General features: G+C 34.5%; 15 protein-coding genes and 1 pseudogene. 6 read left to right on the forward strand and 10 right to left on the reverse strand.

What is annotated here, in order from left to right:
• The first annotated feature begins 5 nt into the window (after nucleotides 1-5).
• Complete coding sequence (locus Trichorick_RS04060; protein ID WP_323737760.1) at nucleotides 6-1,256, forward strand: serine hydrolase domain-containing protein; 1,251 nt, start codon at nucleotides 6-8, stop codon at nucleotides 1,254-1,256.
• A gap of 413 nt (nucleotides 1,257-1,669) precedes the next feature.
• Complete coding sequence (locus Trichorick_RS04065; RefSeq protein WP_323737761.1) at nucleotides 1,670-2,815, forward strand: branched-chain amino acid transport system II carrier protein; 1,146 nt, start codon at nucleotides 1,670-1,672, stop codon at nucleotides 2,813-2,815.
• 219 nt (nucleotides 2,816-3,034) lie between these two features.
• On the opposite strand, the gene Trichorick_RS04070 is transcribed toward Trichorick_RS04065, so the two are convergent.
• The 8 genes and pseudogenes from Trichorick_RS04070 to ffh all read right to left on the reverse strand — a co-directional run bounded on the left by Trichorick_RS04070 (nucleotide 3,035) and on the right by ffh (nucleotide 10,549).
• Nucleotides 3,035-3,748 (reverse strand): carbonic anhydrase, encoded by a 714-nt coding sequence (locus tag Trichorick_RS04070; RefSeq protein ID WP_323737762.1) that lies wholly within the window; start codon nucleotides 3,746-3,748, stop codon nucleotides 3,035-3,037.
• A 45-nt stretch (nucleotides 3,749-3,793) separates the two neighbouring features.
• Nucleotides 3,794-4,975, reverse strand: coding sequence for an autotransporter outer membrane beta-barrel domain-containing protein (locus Trichorick_RS04075; RefSeq protein ID WP_323737763.1), 1,182 nt, complete (start codon nucleotides 4,973-4,975; stop codon nucleotides 3,794-3,796).
• 427 nt (nucleotides 4,976-5,402) lie between these two features.
• On the reverse strand, nucleotides 5,403-6,173 hold the full coding sequence (locus Trichorick_RS04080; RefSeq protein ID WP_323737764.1) for an MlaE family ABC transporter permease: 771 nt from the start codon (nucleotides 6,171-6,173) through the stop codon (nucleotides 5,403-5,405).
• Between the two features lie 19 nt (nucleotides 6,174-6,192).
• The gene (locus tag Trichorick_RS04085; protein WP_323737765.1) at nucleotides 6,193-7,326 is read right to left on the reverse strand and encodes an alanine racemase; all 1,134 of its coding nucleotides are present in this window, start codon (nucleotides 7,324-7,326) and stop codon (nucleotides 6,193-6,195) included.
• A 313-nt stretch (nucleotides 7,327-7,639) separates the two neighbouring features.
• Complete coding sequence (coaD, locus tag Trichorick_RS04090) at nucleotides 7,640-8,143, reverse strand: pantetheine-phosphate adenylyltransferase (RefSeq protein ID WP_323737766.1); 504 nt, start codon at nucleotides 8,141-8,143, stop codon at nucleotides 7,640-7,642.
• 590 nt (nucleotides 8,144-8,733) lie between these two features.
• A pseudogene (locus Trichorick_RS04100) lies at nucleotides 8,734-8,898 on the reverse strand (Trm112 family protein); the annotation flags it as partial.
• A 27-nt stretch (nucleotides 8,899-8,925) separates the two neighbouring features.
• Nucleotides 8,926-9,141 (reverse strand): hypothetical protein, encoded by a 216-nt coding sequence (locus Trichorick_RS04105; RefSeq protein ID WP_323737767.1) that lies wholly within the window; start codon nucleotides 9,139-9,141, stop codon nucleotides 8,926-8,928.
• Between the two features lie 58 nt (nucleotides 9,142-9,199).
• On the reverse strand, nucleotides 9,200-10,549 hold the full coding sequence (gene ffh / locus Trichorick_RS04110) for a signal recognition particle protein (protein ID WP_323737768.1): 1,350 nt from the start codon (nucleotides 10,547-10,549) through the stop codon (nucleotides 9,200-9,202).
• Nucleotides 10,550-10,740: 191 nt separating this feature from the next.
• Here ffh and Trichorick_RS04115 point away from each other — a divergent pair, with 191 nt between their 5' ends.
• Nucleotides 10,741-11,163 carry a flagellar assembly protein FliX gene (locus tag Trichorick_RS04115; RefSeq protein WP_323737769.1) on the forward strand — a complete coding sequence of 141 codons (423 nt, stop codon included), beginning with the start codon at nucleotides 10,741-10,743 and terminating at the stop codon, nucleotides 11,161-11,163.
• Nucleotides 11,164-11,225: 62 nt separating this feature from the next.
• Here the strand turns inward: Trichorick_RS04115 and rimM are convergent, their stop codons facing one another.
• Together rimM and ccmA are read right to left on the reverse strand one after the other, a co-directional pair.
• Nucleotides 11,226-11,735: a ribosome maturation factor RimM gene (gene rimM, locus Trichorick_RS04120; RefSeq protein WP_323737770.1), complete on the reverse strand. Its 510-nt coding sequence runs from the start codon at nucleotides 11,733-11,735 to the stop codon at nucleotides 11,226-11,228.
• A gap of 6 nt (nucleotides 11,736-11,741) precedes the next feature.
• Complete coding sequence (gene ccmA, locus Trichorick_RS04125; protein ID WP_323738870.1) at nucleotides 11,742-12,362, reverse strand: heme ABC exporter ATP-binding protein CcmA; 621 nt, start codon at nucleotides 12,360-12,362, stop codon at nucleotides 11,742-11,744.
• A 145-nt stretch (nucleotides 12,363-12,507) separates the two neighbouring features.
• Between ccmA and acnA the strand changes: the two genes are divergently transcribed.
• The 3 genes from acnA to fliF all read left to right on the forward strand — a co-directional run bounded on the left by acnA (nucleotide 12,508) and on the right by fliF (nucleotide 17,524).
• On the forward strand, nucleotides 12,508-15,168 hold the full coding sequence (acnA, locus tag Trichorick_RS04130) for an aconitate hydratase AcnA (protein WP_323737771.1): 2,661 nt from the start codon (nucleotides 12,508-12,510) through the stop codon (nucleotides 15,166-15,168).
• A 298-nt stretch (nucleotides 15,169-15,466) separates the two neighbouring features.
• Nucleotides 15,467-15,829 carry a hypothetical protein gene (locus tag Trichorick_RS04135; protein WP_323737772.1) on the forward strand — a complete coding sequence of 121 codons (363 nt, stop codon included), beginning with the start codon at nucleotides 15,467-15,469 and terminating at the stop codon, nucleotides 15,827-15,829.
• A gap of 57 nt (nucleotides 15,830-15,886) precedes the next feature.
• On the forward strand, nucleotides 15,887-17,524 hold the full coding sequence (gene fliF / locus Trichorick_RS04140; protein ID WP_323737773.1) for a flagellar basal-body MS-ring/collar protein FliF: 1,638 nt from the start codon (nucleotides 15,887-15,889) through the stop codon (nucleotides 17,522-17,524).
• The last annotated feature ends 1 nt before the right edge of the window (nucleotide 17,525 follow it).

Raw genomic sequence — 17,525 nt, forward strand, 5'->3', positions numbered from 1 at the left:
CAGTTATGAGATCATTATACTTCAGCAGACCTCTTTTACAAACTCTATTTCTTTGGTTAAAATTTACTCACACGCTGCGGTCTATATTAATTCCAATTATTATTGCACTTAATATCACGGTTGCATCAGCAAGTAGTATACAAACTACGATTAAACTCACCACAAAGAAATATCTTGCTACTCGTTTCCTTAATGCTACTTTTATGTTTGCCAATAATGATGGCGTGTTAGATATAGGAGCTAAAGGAATTTTTGATCTAAATGGTACACAGTTAAAAGCTAATGAGAAAATGCCTATCGCTTCCGGTACTAAGCCGATTACTGCAGCCGCGATATTAAGGTTATATGATCAAGGTAAATTAGATATACAAGATCCGATTAGTAAATATTTAGATCAAAAATCAGATGTTTGGATAACTAAAATGCCAGATTGGGCTGATGATGTGTCTATACATCACCTACTTACTCATACTAGTGGCATTGCTGAATACTACATGAATGCGCCTATAAATATAAATATGTCCTTACAAGATATCAATAAATCTATTGTTAGTTTTGCAGCTTCTAAAGCTTTAGCCTTTAATCCTGGGGATCAATATCTATACAGTAATACTAATTACATTATTTTAGGAATGGTTATTGAAAAAGTAAGTGGAAAACGATTGGCACAATTTTTTAATGATGAATTTTTTAAACCTCTTAAAATGAAGGCTTCTTATTTACCATCGTTAGAAGAATCTATACTTATTCAGCAAAGTAACCCTAATCGCTCCTTATATCCCGTACGTTATGTTGCAATCCCTACCGGTGGTAAACCAAAATTGGAACTAGCTAAATTTGAATATATGTTTGTTCCATATGCTGATGGTGGAGTCTTTTCTAATACTCGTGACATTATTACATGGTATAAAGCTCTGCATCAAGGGCAAGTATTATCAGATAAATCATATAAGATGATGATCACAAAATATCTTCCCGTACCGAGTAGATCAGGACGTAAAAATTACACCGGTTATGGAGTGTTTATTTCTGAATTTACCAATGGTGATACTCTGATTCATCACTCGGGTAGCAAAAGCGGTATTAGTGAAGCTGGATTTATTCCTGAGCAAAATCTTTATTTCGCAATCCTTGGTAATGTATCCATGGAATCACGAGAAAAAATAAGTAATACAATTGATTTAGATAAGCCTGAGAACCAATTAGATATTATTTATTTTAGAGAAGCTGTACTGACTGCTGTTGAAGGTAATTAAAAAATAGACCTCTTTCTAAACTCTACTTCTGCGGATGATTTGTACACAGGTCCGGTACTCGAATCCGAAACAAACCTAGAGTGCGCTGCGGGTCGAGGTTCCGTGTCTCCTTCAAATCCTCTCTTTGACGCGAGTTTGGAAAGAGGTCTAATATTTAATATATTATTACAAAAGGTAAACAATTTACTTGCAGCTAATTTGGAGAAATGCTATAATTTTTTTCTTATGGACAACATATTTTATAAATTAATACCAATTTCTATTCTTAGCGTTTCATCAATTATGGTGGTGGGCGCTTGCCGCCTCTATTAAATATTCTAAATTCCAACACAGTTCCCATCCTAAATTCGATAGTTTGTTATAGCCAATTATAACGCTATAAAAATTAACCTGCATAAGCAAAGAGTAAAAATATGTATAAATTTAAAATTATATTAACCACCGGACTTGCTATGTTTGCCATGTTTTTTGGCTCTGGCAATTTAGTATTTCCAATAAAGCTGGGCATTGATTCTGGCAGTCAATACCCAATTGCTAGTCTAGGACTTGTTCTTACTGGGGTAGTAGTGCCTTTTCTGGGGTTAATAAGTATGATATTTTATCAAGGCGACCGTAATCGTTATTTTGGTTTACTCGGGAGGTGGGCTCCATTCACTCTCAGTTTATTAATATTATCATTACTTGGGCCATTTGGCGTAGTGCCACGCTGTATAATTGTTGCGTATGGTGGTATTAGTTTGATCTGGCCTGAGATCTCTTTAATATTATTTAGCGCCGTTTTCTCAGCAACTATTTTATTAATCATTTGGCATAAAAGTAAACTAGTACCAATAATTGGTAAAATATTAGGTCCTTTTAAAATAGGAGGAATAATTATCATTATTATTGCTGCTGTCAGCCAATCTCCACATCTTGTTGATACGACTACTTCAGAAAATCCTTTGTTGACAGGGTTATTTCAAGGGTATCAGACTATGGATTTACTGGCAGCCTGTTTCTTTTCAATTACGATTATGGAATATTTACGTAGTATCAATCCTAGTAAAGAAGAAGTCTTAAAAACCAGCCTTGCAGCTAGCATAGTTGGAGCTTCATTGATCTCGATAGTTTATCTTGGGTTTGTAGTTCTAGGCGCTTATTATGCTTCATATCTGATTGATAAAGGCCCAGAACAATACCTGGCCGTTATAGCTACTCTAGCTCTCGGCAATAATGCTGCTATTATAGTAGCAGTAACTATGTTTCTAGCCTGTCTTACTACTGCTGCTACTTTATCAAAACTATTTGCTGAATTTTTATATCACGATTTACTTAAGGAACGTATTTCCTGGCCACTATCAATTATAGTCACCATTATCATCAGTTTTTTACTGTCGTTAATTGGTTTTACTGCTATTTCACAAATACTTGGTAAGATATTGGAATATATTTATCCTGCTTTAATTGCGCTCAGTATCTCCTCAATCCTTAAACAATATATGAATTTCATACCGGTAAAACTAATTTTTTGGGGAACAATAGTTATGTCAGTAGCGTTGGAATTGATAATTTTGTACTAAAAAGATAATACCAGGCTCTAAAGTAACGCGAGGTGCCAATTAAAACTGCTAAAGACTGTTGTTTCTACGTCTGAGCTAGGGAGCTTCGCTCCAGTTGTAATCTAGTAAATTAAAGCTTTATGAGCTTTTTTGGATTACTTCAGGTTTTGCACTTCGCAATAACGATGGTTGTAGTTTTGTAAGCCTTATACTAACGTTAAAATTTCTTCTTTATTTTTATTATTCTACGCCTACTACTACGTTTTTAGTGCCACGTAAGTATTTACTCTTAGTGATTACTTTAGGGTCTTTCTCTCCATTGATATTTAGTAGAATTAAACGATTATAACCCATTTTATATTCGTTTTTAAAATCATAGACTGTTCCTATAACTACTAGCTTATTTTTTTTAATTTCTTCCTCAAACAACTTCAATGCAATTGCTACTTGGTTATGAACATTATGTATGACACCATCTTTTGCTGTAATGTTTGTTGGAAAATCAAAGGTATAAAGCTCTTGTCGAATAGCTTTAGGTTTTTGCTTGTAATCTCCTAATGCAGCTTCTACTGCTCCACAACCTACATGTCCTATAATTAATAGTACTGGAGTGTGTAAATATCTGACCCCATACTTAACTGAACCTATAGCAGTATCAATTTGGTTGCCTATATTCCTAATATAAAATAAGTCATTAATAGGAGTGTTGTCTATAGTAGAGCTCTGAACTCTGGAGTCAGAGCAACTTACTACTGTTGCACGAGGGGATTGGCTACTTTGAATTTCATTTAATGCTGGATTAAGTTTATTTGTAACATGTTCGCTGTTATCATTAAAAATGTTCTGTAATAACTCCCGCGCTCTTTGCTCGATTTTTTCTTCTGCTTGCCCATGCTGATGAGCAGAAACATTATTAGTGAATAATAGAAAAATAATAATTATTATACATCGCATATTAGGCTCTAAAATAAAATATTGCTCTTGTTATTAAAATACTGTTTAAAAATTTATCCTTAATTCTACTGCACCTTGGTTACTACTATATTTTTTAGCCATAAAGTGGTCAAAGCTTAGAGTAACTTCATAAGTTTTGGAGCTTGATAATATTGCTGTGCTTACACCTAAGTTGACCACAGTAATCTTTTTATTTGTAGGTTTAGGGTTAAATGATATACCTAAAGAATCGTATGTTACGTTTATACTATGGCTGCGTTTATATAAGTCTGTATTAACTTTAACATGGGCTTGAGGTATAATATGAAAAGTATTATTACTTACGAGCAAGCCTTGAGCGTTTAACCCTATTATTGATCCAATATTTACTGAGTCTTTAGCATTAGTTTTAGCTAGGTGTGTTTGTATTAATGGATCAGAGCTTTTTTCTCTATAATCTTTAGCATAAAGCTTAGTAAATTTAACGCCTATCTCAGGAGAAACAACAAACGTTTCGTTTACTTTTACATCATAACCTACAGCAATATTAGTTGTAAGGTCTTTTATATCTTGGTTAGAATACACAGCACTTTTTCCACCTAGGCTATTAGATTTCAGAGAGTTTATTTTTAGTTCAGTTACGCCAAAGCCGACACTACCGGTAATGTAAAAATTATTACCAATATCGTATAAAGAGTACAAGGAGAAAGAAACATTGTTTGATTTTGATCTATTTCCGAGTAATTCATCTTTAAATTTAGCTTTATCTTTTAATAATGAGATAGCTACACCAACTAAAAGATCGTCGTTTATATCTACGTCTGCTCCTATTATACCACTTACAGAATTATGTTTTTGCCCTGGGCCTTGAGAAGCGGTGGTTTTTTGGTTAGAGTTACCAAACATTACACTCCCCCAAGTGCTATATTTAGCTGTACTTCTCCAGCTTTTATTTAAATTATCTCCGGCAGCCATCCCCTGGCTTTCCGTTAAATCAAGCACGTTCATTAGAACACCAATTGCAGCTCCTCCATGTTTCATAGAAACATGTAAAGCTATTTCATACCATGGTTGTCCAATCATGCCTATTACTGTACTAAACACGTCGGTTCCAAGTTGGAGTATAGCTTTTGCTTCCTCTTTATCTATACCAACGGCTGAGAGTGCAGGTAGCACAGGGGTAAGCAAAGAATCGGTTATCCAATTACTCCATGAAGCTTCTGCTTTAGTTGCAAAAGTGGTAGTCATTAAAAGAAAAATAATTCCTAATAAGAGTTTTTTATTTAGTTTGGATGCTATAGTTAGCAGAGAGATATTAAGTTTCATGAGAATGTTATAATTTATTTTGCTTTAATTTAATAAAGCATGATTTGTTCAACTAATAAACAAAAAAGGGTAAGGGTTTTGTTTTTATTATGATGTTGTTGTAAATTTTAATGAGATCGTTAAGAATTTTGTAAAATAATGTATGATCTTGCAGAGTTTTGAACATAAATTTTATAAAAAGAAAGGAGTGTAATGGCCTTGTTGCATGAATAGCCGAACTATCCAAATATCTAATAAGGTGATATAATTGTGATCGTAGAAATTTGATGATTATATCTCATGACTTACGAAATATTAAAAAATATCCTAAAGATCATTTTAACGTTTTGTTTACATACATACTTTAAGATTAAAAGAATAATTCGGTAATTAGATAATTGCTAATCAAGATTAAAATCGATGAATTTACTACAGCTTTAGTCGTAGCATTACCAACACCTCTTGCACCTTTATCAGAAAAATAGCCACTATAGCAACTAACTACAGCTATAATAAAACCAAATACAGCAGCTTTCACTAACCCAGAAACCACATCCATTGTTTCTAAATAATTAAAACTACTAGTTATATAACGAGTGCTATTAAAATCAAGTTTATATACACTGACACAATACCCTCCCAGCACTCCTATTATATCTCCAATAAATACTAAACATGGCAGCATAATTACAGCAGCACTTACTCTTGGTAAAATGAGATATTTCATTGGATCAGTAGATAAAGTATATAAAGCATCGATTTGTTCGGTAACCCTCATGGTTGCAATTTCTGCAGCAATTGAGGCTCCCACTCTACCAGCTACCATTAGACCAGCAAGTACTGGACCCAGCTCTCTAGTAATAGATAATATTACTACTGTAGCAATAGAGTTTTCTGCAGAAAAACGTGAAAAACCAGTATAGCTCTGTAAAGCAAGTACTGCTCCCGAAAAGAATGCAGTCATTGCTACTACCGGTAATGAATAAAAACCAATAACTAAAAATTGACGATAAATAAGCCGTAGATAAAACGGAGGCTTCGTAATACTTCTAATAATACTGACAATCAATAAGGAAAAAGCGCCAATTTTCCTTATAATTTCTATGGCACACTTACCAATTTGACCTATTATAATTAACATAAATTTATATTTTTAAAACTTAATCAGTTTTGTATATTCTGTGATATCTTTTTCCCAGTCTAGTTAGTATCTCATAAGCTATAGTTCCAGCATCTTCAGCTAGCTGATCTATAGTATAGTAATCACCAATAATTTCAACTTGTTGTCCTAAAAAAATTTGCTCAGATGGAATATCTGTGACATCAACTACCATTAAATCCATAGAAATTGTACCTACTATCGGTGCTGAGTGTCCTGCAATATATACTTTACCTCGATTACTTAGAGCTCTTGGGTAGCCATCAGCATAGCCAATTGGTAATGTTGCAATTATGGTATCACGTTTGGTGATAAAAGTCATATCATAGCTGATTGCGTTACCTGTTAGTACACTCTGCAATTGAATAATAGGAGCGGTTAATGAAACGACATGTTGCATTGGATTTGGTTGCCGTGGTGTTGGATTTATTCCATATAGCGCCGCTCCTGGACGAATCAAATCATAATGGTAATCTGCCCCTAGAAAGATACTGCTAGAATTTGCCAAGCTTACTTTAATTTCTGGAAAATATTGTCTGTAATTTTTTAATTTTTCCAATTGCTGCCGATTATAAATATGATCAGCATCCGTGCTGGTAGACAAATGACTCATAATATACAATAGCTCTAAACCGTTTAATAAGTTTGGATTCTGCTGGATAATTTCTATCTCTTCATGTGGGATACCCAATCTATGCATGCCAGTATTAAAATGCAATATAGCTGGTAACTTAGTATTCTTATTAGAAGCTAACTGGTTCCAGATCTGCAGTTGAGCTAAATTATTTAATACCGGAATCAATTTATATTGGTCAAAATCCTTAGCATCGGTATTAGAAACACCGCTTAATACAAAAATATTAGTGCTATTACTTATAAGTTTATTAGAGGTAACAGCAATATTATTTCCTAAACTTTCTTGTAATTCTATGGCTTCATCAAGAGTTGCTACAAAAAAATCTCTACATCCTTCCTGGTATAAAGCTGTTGCGATTTTTACAGCACCAAGACCATAACAATTTGCTTTAACTACCGCTCCTAGTATAGCTTGATTAGCCATAGCAGATAAAATACGGTAATTGGCACGGATCAAGGATAGATCGATCGTTAAGGTGCATTTTATTGGTTCAAACATTTTCTTACAATCTTATCGTACGTTATTTTTATCTTTGCAAACAGCTAAATTCATTTAGCGTATGAAGCTCTTGATCACTTAAAATTTCTCAACCGTCTCTAGGTTATGCAAGAGGTCTAATGAACTATAGCGTCAAGTTAAGAAAAAATTGATAATACGACCGTATTGCTTAGGCGTCTTTACAGTCATAGCGCAACAAAGTCGAAGCAATCCAAGAAATGAACAGTATATTTACTGGATTGCTGCAACCACTAACACGTGGTCTCGTAATGACGTTCATATCGCTTATTTTTCTTTAGCTTGATGCTATGATTCATTTTTTATGGTAATATTTATTGACTTTTTGTTCTACCTCAGAAATAACAAAAGCTGAAACGTCACCATTAAGACTCGCTATTTCTTTAACTAGCCTTGAAGAGATAAATTGATTTTTTTCGGAAGCTGGTAAAAAAACAGTTTCAATCTGAGGCGCTAATCTTGAATTCATACAGGCCATTTGAAATTCATATTCAAAATCTGATACAGCACGTAATCCACGAATAATAACATTAGCTTCAACTTTACGAGCAAAATCTACCAATAAGCCATCAAAACTAGTAACTAGAACATCTGCCTCTACTTGGTATTTTTTTAAATATGATGATACCATTTCACAGCGTTCTATTACTGAAAAAATAGGATTTTTATTATATCCTGTTGATACGGCAATGATTAACTCGTCAACAATTTTCTTACTGCGAATTAAAATATCAACATGACCATTAGTGATGGGATCAAAGGTACCTGGATAAATACCTATTCGTTTTTTATTATTCATGAAAATGCTTTTTCGAGAGTAATGACAGTTTTGGAGAGTGTTCAATAGACCTCTTTCCAAACTCAATTTCTGATGGCAATTTTGTTGTCGACACTTGGCTTCGCTCCTCACGTATTTCTATATACTCTGCGGTGCTCGCCTGCGTGTCTCCTAAAAATTCCTCATCATAAATGGGTTTGGAAAGAGGTCTAATGAACTGTGTTAATTAAGTTAAATATGTCATTGCGATGTCACGTTGTAGCCATGGCAATCCAATTTATTAAAGGGTTAACAGCCTTTTTTTGATTGTTTCAACCATAAATGGTCGTAATGACGAGTTACATTACTTATATTTCAATAAAATGAGGGATCCACAATTCGTGTGGATGTGTCAGCTCGTGATGACGGTCTTAGTATGTGATATACTAAACGTTCAAACTAAAATCGTGAACGCTCACCACAACTCCGAACCTATATGCTCATTTTAAAAATTCTACGCACTGAACTTAGGCTACTTCTATGGATTTACTTGATATTATTATGTTTCTATCTTCTTGCTCTAGTTTATTAAGATTTTCATTACTCTTAGTCATATACTGAACATTACTGCTAATTTTTCTTGCTTTATCTGCAAGCAATATAGGTATACCATCAACTATTGGATATGCAAGTCCTGCAAATTCACTTATTAATTCCTGATTTTGTTTATCATAAGTTAATGACTTATTAGTAACTGGACAAAGCAGAAGCTTTAGCAGCGTTGAGGAAATTTCCATAAATTATTTGACCACTCTTACAGTTAGTTAAATTGAATTTTTAGCCCTTGACCAAGGTAAAGCAAGCCCATCAGTGCCTGTAACTAGATCCCCTGAACCATCATATTCAGCTGCTAAAAAAGAATATTTACCAGAAATCAATTTTACCGGTTTTATTTTTTGACCGTTATGAAAATACTCTTTTGCTTGCTCTCTAGTAACTGGATTATTTTTAGAAGCGGTTTTTGCTTTTGCTTTTGACATTTTTTACTCTAATTATCTCAATTTTCGGCGACCATAATAGCAGTTGTTTTTATTGGTATCAAGAAAAAAGTTTTCCTATACCGCTACGCATTAATTGTTTTGCATCCATTTTTCCTGCTTTTTTCATTAATTCACTGATTTGCTTAAACTGTTTTAGCAACATATTCACCTTTTGCACTGATGTTCCAGAGCCGCCAGCAATTCGTTTTCTACGCATGGCATTGAGTATATCAGGATTTTTCCGTTCAGTCTTAGTCATCGATAGAATAATGGCTTCCTGGTGTAAAAGTAATTTATCGTCTAATTTATCTGAAGCGATTTTAGGAATCATCTGATTAGTGCCAGGTAACATCGATAATATGCTGCTAAATCCTCCTAGCTTTCTGATACTACGAATTTGAGATAAATAATCATTTAAGTCAAATTTGCCTTTCTGAAATTTTGCTGCTGCTCGTTCTGCATCTTGATGATCGATAACACTAGCTGCTTTCTCTACAAATGAGACAATATCTCCCATATCTAATATACGAGATACCACACGCTCAGGGCTAAATTCTTCTAAGTTAGATAAATGTTCACCATTACTCAAAAACTTAATCGGTTTATTAGTAACATGTTTGATACTAAGTGCAGCCCCACCACGTGCATCACCATCAATCCTAGATAAAATCACTCCAGTGATTGCTAGTTTATTATTAAAATTATTGGCCACATGAACGGCATCTTGCCCAATCATTGCGTCTATAACTAACAATATTTCTGTTGGCATTACTAAGTTTTTTATTTGCGCAACTTCCTCTAGCATATCATCATCGATATGTAACCTACCAGCTGTATCATATATCACTATATCGTATCCTGATAATTTTGACTCAGTTATCGATCTTTTGGTGATTGCAATCGGATTGGAATTTGTAACTATAGGAAGACTATCAACATTGATAGAAGAAGCTAATTTTGCTAGCTGTTCTTGGGCAGCTGGGCGATAAGTATCAAGAGAAGTCAGTAGCACCTTTTTATTTTGATTTTTAAGCCTTAGGGCAAGTTTAGCGCTAGCCGTAGTTTTACCACTACCTTGTAAACCGACCATCATGATATTAACCGGTGGTGCTGACTGTAGCTGTAGGCTAGTGTTCTCAGCAGAACTTGATAAGATATTTATCATCTCATCATGTATTATCTTTACTACCATCTGTCCTGGTGAAACAGAACGAATCACTTGCTGACCAACAGCCTTTTCTCTTACTGCTGCAATAAAATCTTTTACTACTGGTAATGCTACATCCGCTTCCAATAAAGCAATACGGATATCACGTAATGCACTATCCATATTACTCTCAGATAGCGTTCCGTTACCTTTAATTTTATCAAAAATTCTAGTTAGATTATGCGTTAGTGTTTGAAACATATTATAAAATCATATATTGTATTAATTACTTTTTATCATTAGAATCTAAATAGATTTAGCAAGATATATTCTGATTTAGGTTTTATAAAAAAATAAAAAGATGAATAAATTACATATTTTTTGTAAAAATTCTACTCTTCACTCTTGTTAAACTATAGTAATAGAAATATCTATAAAACTCAAATTATATTATGATAGTAATAGACACAGTAGCTTTGCCTAAAAATATAACTTCTATACGCTCTAAAAAAGTGAAATCTGCAAAGTTAGCATTTTCTAGAAGCAATGGGTTAGTTGAACATGAGAGCCCTGAGTTATCTAATATCACTTCTACGAATCCGTTCCTATTTTTACAAGAAGTAGATGAATATGAAAAAGATCAAGCTAGACTTAAAGAGCAAGGCAACAAAATTTTAAGATGTTTAAATGATATAAGATTCAGCTTGCTTAACGATAAACTACCAAAGCAACATATAATGTATCTCAAACAAACTATTGAAAATAATAAAGAACAATTTCGCTTTCCTGAGTTACAGGCCATAATGGCAGCAATTATATTACGTGCAGAAATTGAACTTGCTAAAATTGAAATGCACTCAAAAAAGAACATTTAATGAGCTTTGTCAAATCGTCATTGCCATTACAAATATAACTTACAACGCTACTGAAGCAGCGGTCACGAGAAATTAGGCATAATTATCAAGATATATTTATCTGTAATTTCTGGGAAAATTTCTTTTGTAAAAGGCAATAATTGGTTGCTGCCATCGAGAAATTCTATTTCAATTATATCACCGGCGCCAAAATTAAAGAAGCTTTTAACTACACCCACCGACTTTGAATTTTGATCGATTACGGTTAATTCTTTTAAGTCCTCAATATAAAACTCATTTTTGTCTTTGATTGTAGGTAGGTTATCTTTTAAACAAAAGATCTCATGGCCAATTAGTTTTTCTGCTGCAGTTCGATCATGAATATCCTTAATACTACAAATTAATCGGTGCTTTGTATTGATGCTACAAAGTTTTAAGCGAAGATCAGTGCCGCTTGCATTTAATAATGGTAATTTAACTATATTGGTAATTGGCTCAGTGAATGATTGTATCAGTACATGACCTTTGAGTCCATGAGCTGAGAATACCTTACCTACTAGAATTAATTTCGCAAGAGGTTTGTTGTGAGTCATTTTTAATCACGATTGTTCATCTAAGTTAAGAATTTGTGCGGTTTTAATTGATTCACCATGCGAAGCATTCACGATAATGCCACCGTTATTAGCTTTTAAGGCGATTAAATTATGTAATAATTCTTTGTTTTGTTGATCAAGATTTGATTCCACCTCATCTAATAACCACAAACTAGCCTGACATGAAAGCAGCTTGGATAGCGCTACTTTCTGTTGATTGCCTCTGGAAAGTTCGTAGCACTTTGTATTTAATATGTGCTGTAAATTAAAGTAATAGATCGAAGCTTCAAATGCCTCTGGAGAATTATAAATTTCAGACCAAAATTTTAAATTCTCTAATACTGTTAATTCAGATTTTAAACCAAGACGATGTCCTACATAAACACAATATGGCTTTTCATGGTTTTGTGATAACAGACTCTGTTCTTCTGGTCTCTTTGGTGTACCAAAATAAACAAATCCATTGGTCGGCTTTTGAATCCCGGCTATAATTTTAAGTAAGGAACTTTTGCCACAGCCATTTTTGCCTTTGATATGCACAATCGTAGAAGGGAAGAAAGATACACTTAAAGAATTAAAAAGATCTTGCCCCAGAACATGAAAAGATAGCTGATAAAATGATAGTATTTTATGCAACATTAATAAAATCTTAATCTTATATTTAGTAAAATCTTCTGGTCTTTGTAAAAATTTAATTACATCTACCTTTTATAAGATAAGGCAAAATAAATAAATTACAATATTTCTATAATAACATACAGAGGAGAAGCTAATGTCTAGTCCTTATAACCCAAAATACGCCATCAAAATAGACATAGATGGTCATACATATGTCATGTGTGACATAAAAAAGGCAGCAAGCGACATAGGTCTTGAAGTCAATAAATTACCTTACTCATTACGAGTTTTGCTTGAGAATGTAATACGAACCAATCAAGACCCACAATCATTACTGGCGTTTAAGGAATGGTTGAAACAAAAAAAATCAGATGCAGAGGTAGCATTTATGCCAGCTAGGGTATTAATGCAGGATTTTACTGGCGTTCCAGCAGTAGTAGACCTTGCTGCGATGCGTGATGCTGTCAAGAAACTACAAAAAGATCCACTAACAATTAATCCATTAATACCAGTAGATCTAGTAATTGATCACTCGGTACAAGTGGATTATTCAGGATCTGCGGAAGCTTTTAAGAAAAATGTTGAACTAGAGATGCAACGTAATTTGGAACGTTATGAATTTCTGAAATGGGGACAACAAACATTTAATAATTTTAGAGTAGTACCTCCCGGTACCGGTATTTGCCATCAGGTTAATCTCGAATATTTAGCGCAAGTTGTGTGGACTCAAAAATATAATAATGAAACCTTAGCTTACCCGGATACTGTAGTTGGTACTGATAGCCATACCACGATGGTTAACGGTTTATCGGTTCTTGGTTGGGGTGTAGGTGGCATCGAAGCTGAAGCGGCAATGTTAGGTAGGGCTTTGCCGATGATTTTACCGGAAGTAGTGGGAGTAAAATTAACCGGTGAATTAAAGGGTAATAGCACTGCTACTGATCTGGTGTTGACGGTAACACAAATGCTAAGGAAGAAGGGGGTAGTCGGCAAATTTGTTGAGTTTTTTGGTCCGGGTCTTGATGCTTTAAGTTTAGCAGATAGAGCTACGATTGCGAATATGGCGCCTGAGTACGGAGCAACTTGTGGCTTCTTTCCAATTGATAATGAAACAATCAAGTACCTACATTTGACAGCACGTGATCCTCAACAGATTAAACTAGTAACTGAATATGCAAAAACTAATTTATTGTGGCGTGATTCTAATGATGCCCCAGAATATACTGATGTTTTAGCTCTCGATTTATCTACTTTAGAAACCTCGCTAGCTGGGCCTAAGCGTCCTCAAGATCGAGTAAACCTTAGCAACATCACTAGTAATTTTAAAACAGAATTACCTTCTTTAGCTAAAGGTGATCAAGATATTACTAAGAAATACCCAGTGGCTGGTAAAGATTTTAGTTTAGGGCATGGTGATGTAGTAATTGCAGCGATCACCAGCTGTACTAACACTTCTAACCCTTCAGTAATGGTTGCCGCCGGATTGTTAGCCAAAAAGGCTTGCAATTTAGGTTTACTATCAAAACCATGGGTTAAAACATCTCTAGCTCCAGGATCTCAAATTGTTACTGAATATCTTGCTGCTGGTGGATTAGACCAATATTTAAATAAATTGGGTTTTAATTTAGTTGGATATGGATGTACTACTTGTATCGGTAATTCCGGGCCGTTAGCTCCTGAAATAGATAATACTATTAGTAATAATCAGTTAGTTGCAGCTTCAGTATTATCCGGTAATAGAAATTTTGAAGGTAGAGTACATGCTTCTGTGCGCGCTAATTACCTTGCATCACCGCCTTTAGTGGTAGCATATGCTATAGCTGGCAGTATCAATCTTAATTTACAGACTCAGGCTCTTGCTGTCGATCGTAATGGCCATGATGTTTACCTAAAAGATTTATGGCCAACTCAGCAAGAGATTAAGGAATATATCAATCAATCTTTATCTTCAGCGATTTTTAAAGCTAAATATAGTCAGGTATTTACCGGAGATCAATATTGGCAAAGCTTAAAAATAGCAAAAAGCAGTACTTATAATTGGGATAAAAATAGCACATACATAAATCATCCACCTTATTTTGAAAATATTGAAAAAGCTATGTTAAGTCTTAGTGATATTAAATCTGCAAGAATATTGGCAATTTTTGGAGACTCAATTACTACTGATCATATATCACCAGCCGGTAATATTAATAAAGCAAGTCCAGCAGCAAAATATTTAATGAATCATGGTGTTATGCAAGCGGATTTCAATTCTTACGGTGCACGGCGTGGTAACCATGAAGTAATGATGCGTGGAACTTTTGCTAATGGTCGTATAAAAAATGAAATGTGCCCTGGAATAGAAGGAGGAGTGACGATCAATCAATTAACCCAGCAACAGATGAGTATATATGATGCTGCTATGGATTATAAACTACGCTCAATACCGCTTGTGGTTATAGCGGGTGCAGAATATGGTACTGGTTCTTCTAGAGATTGGGCTGCTAAGGGAACTAGTTTACTGGGAGTGAAAGCAGTCATTGCTGAAAGCTTTGAGCGCATACATAGATCGAATTTGGCTGGTATGGGAGTGTTGCCAATAGTTTTTGCCAATGGTTTAACTAGAAAAGACTGCAAGCTTACTGGTTCAGAAGAAATAGAAATTAATGGCTTAAAAGATTCTATTGAACCATATCAACGTTTACAATGCGTGATTAAAAGGCAAGATGGTGTCCAAGATACAATAGAAGTAATTTTACAAGTTTTTACTGATAGTGAAATAGAATATATCAGACAGGGTAGTGTTATGCATACTGTGGTATATACTCGGTGAAAATTGAGAATTGCGTTGTCGTCGTTAGAGATCTCTAGTGCGCAGCAAACTTATGTACGCTCTGCGCTTCGACTCTACGACTCCTAGCGCTTCTGCAATTTTGACCTTCGTCTATTATATACTACACTACTCTCAAAAATTGTTTTTTGAATCATTCGAGAGTATTCAATGAACAATGGCTAATCTTATACCTTAATTAACACAGTTTATTGAACACTCTTGAATAATTTAAGTATGTTTACTTAAACACGATTGTGGTATGAGATATTTGTTGTAAGATTATGTAAGCTAAAATAAAATGAATGATGAAATTAAACAGTACTTGCAGCCAGGAAAAAAAAATCTTATCATCATCTACGTTTTTTATTTATGTGGAAGCGTGGCGCCATTATTGCCTATAATCGGGGCAATTGTGTCCTATTACAATCGTAATAACACAAAAGATGATATTTTTATTAGTCACTACTCATTTATAATAAGAACATTTGCTATATGGGTAGTGGGCACTGTAATATCGATGACGATAAATGCTACTTCGGTTATGCAAGTAGTATTAAGTATGTGCATTTTAATATGGTTAATACTTAGAGTAACCATGGGACTGCGATATTTGATCGAGGATGTAGCACATCCAAATCCTGTAACTTACTGGATAAAGTAGTTTTGTTTTTAGAGTAAGTTTTTATTCAACATTAATTTGAATTGAGAGCTGTTATTGATGCCAGTTATAATTCAATTTTTTAAAGATATGAGTCATGTACGACTTGCGGCTGTTTGCCTAGGTATACTGACTTTTGTCTTGTTATTTATAGTGTACATCTCAAAAATCTCTGGTAAGGATATGGCTTTGCTGTATTCAGAATTAGAAGCAGAAGATAGCGGTAAAATTATACAAGAGCTTGAGAGTAAAAATATACCATATCAGTTGTTAGATGATGGTCATACTATCAAAGTGCCTAGAGATCAAGTAGTAAAGGCTAGAGTAAATTTAGCTCAAGCAGGGATACCTAATAAGGGTTCAATAGTTGGTTACGAGATTTTTGACAAGGAAGATAGTATTGGTACTACTAATTTCTCGCAGAATGTTAAGATGGTTAGGGCGCTTGAGGGAGAAATTGCTAGAACTATTGCTTCTTTCGAACAAGTGGATAAGGTCAGAGTGCATTTAGTGCTGCCACAGAAAGAGATTTTCTCTAAAGAGCGTTTGGATCCTCGTGCTTCTGTAATAATTCGCTTTAAAAACAAAAAAAACTTTAATAAAGCTGAGGTGGATGCTGTAAGTCACTTTATAGTCACTGCTGTACCAGGTTTAGATATCAAAAATGTGACAATTGTAGATAGCTACGGTAAATCTCTCAAGCTTGGTGCTCAAGATGAAGAAGCAGAATTTTCTGGCGCTCGTGGTGAAGAATATCGCGTCGCCTACGAAAATAGATTAAAAAAAGTGATAGAAGATTTATTAGAACAATCTTTGGGGGCTGGTAAAGCTAAAGCTCAAGTAGCGGTAGAAATGAATTTCGATCGCACAGTTATTAATACAGAATCATATGATCCTGATAGTGCGGTAATACGTTCAGTGCAAACTATGGACGAACGAGAAAGTACTCCCGTAGGTGGTGAAGATAATGTTGATATCTCGGTAGCCAATAATATACCTGGTGGTGGTGCTGGAGGAGCGCAAAATCAAAATCTTGCTACTACCGAAAAGAGCGATCAGACCACCAATTATGAAATATCTAGAACTGTTAAAAACCAAATTAGTGAAAGTGGTGTTGTTACTAAATTATCTATTGGAGTGCTGGTTGATGGTACTTACAAACCTAATGCTGAAACTCAGAAAACGGACTATATTCCAAGAAGTAATGACGAAATTGAAAAAATTACTAATTTAGTAAAAGTAGCAGTTGGTTTTGATGCGGAGCGTAAAGATAAAATAGAAGTTATAAACATGCAATTTAACAGTGATCTTAATCTATTCGACACAGAAGAAGAGCCTCATTGGTTAAAAGACGAGCTACCTAATCTATTCCAAACTTTAGTGTTTGCTGTTGTAGTAGTATTGATTTTAGTGACGGTAATTAGACCTATTACTTTAAAAGCATTTGAAGTAAAACGCGCTAATGATAATTTGTTAACAGGTCTTGGAATATCAGGAGATATGGCTACATCTTCCTTTGATGTAGGAGGCGGTGGCGGTATGCCTGGAGGTGGTAGCGAGGCGTATGACTCTGGAAAAGTTGGCGAACGAACTTCCTTGAAATCTGAAGCTAATACGCAACGTATTAATGAACTTGTAGTGTTTTATCCACAAGAAATGCTCAATGTCTTAAGAAAATGGTTAGATGAAGGGAAATAAC

This window comes from Candidatus Trichorickettsia mobilis (assembly GCF_034366785.1).
Lineage (GTDB): Bacteria > Pseudomonadota > Alphaproteobacteria > Rickettsiales > Rickettsiaceae > Trichorickettsia > Trichorickettsia mobilis_A.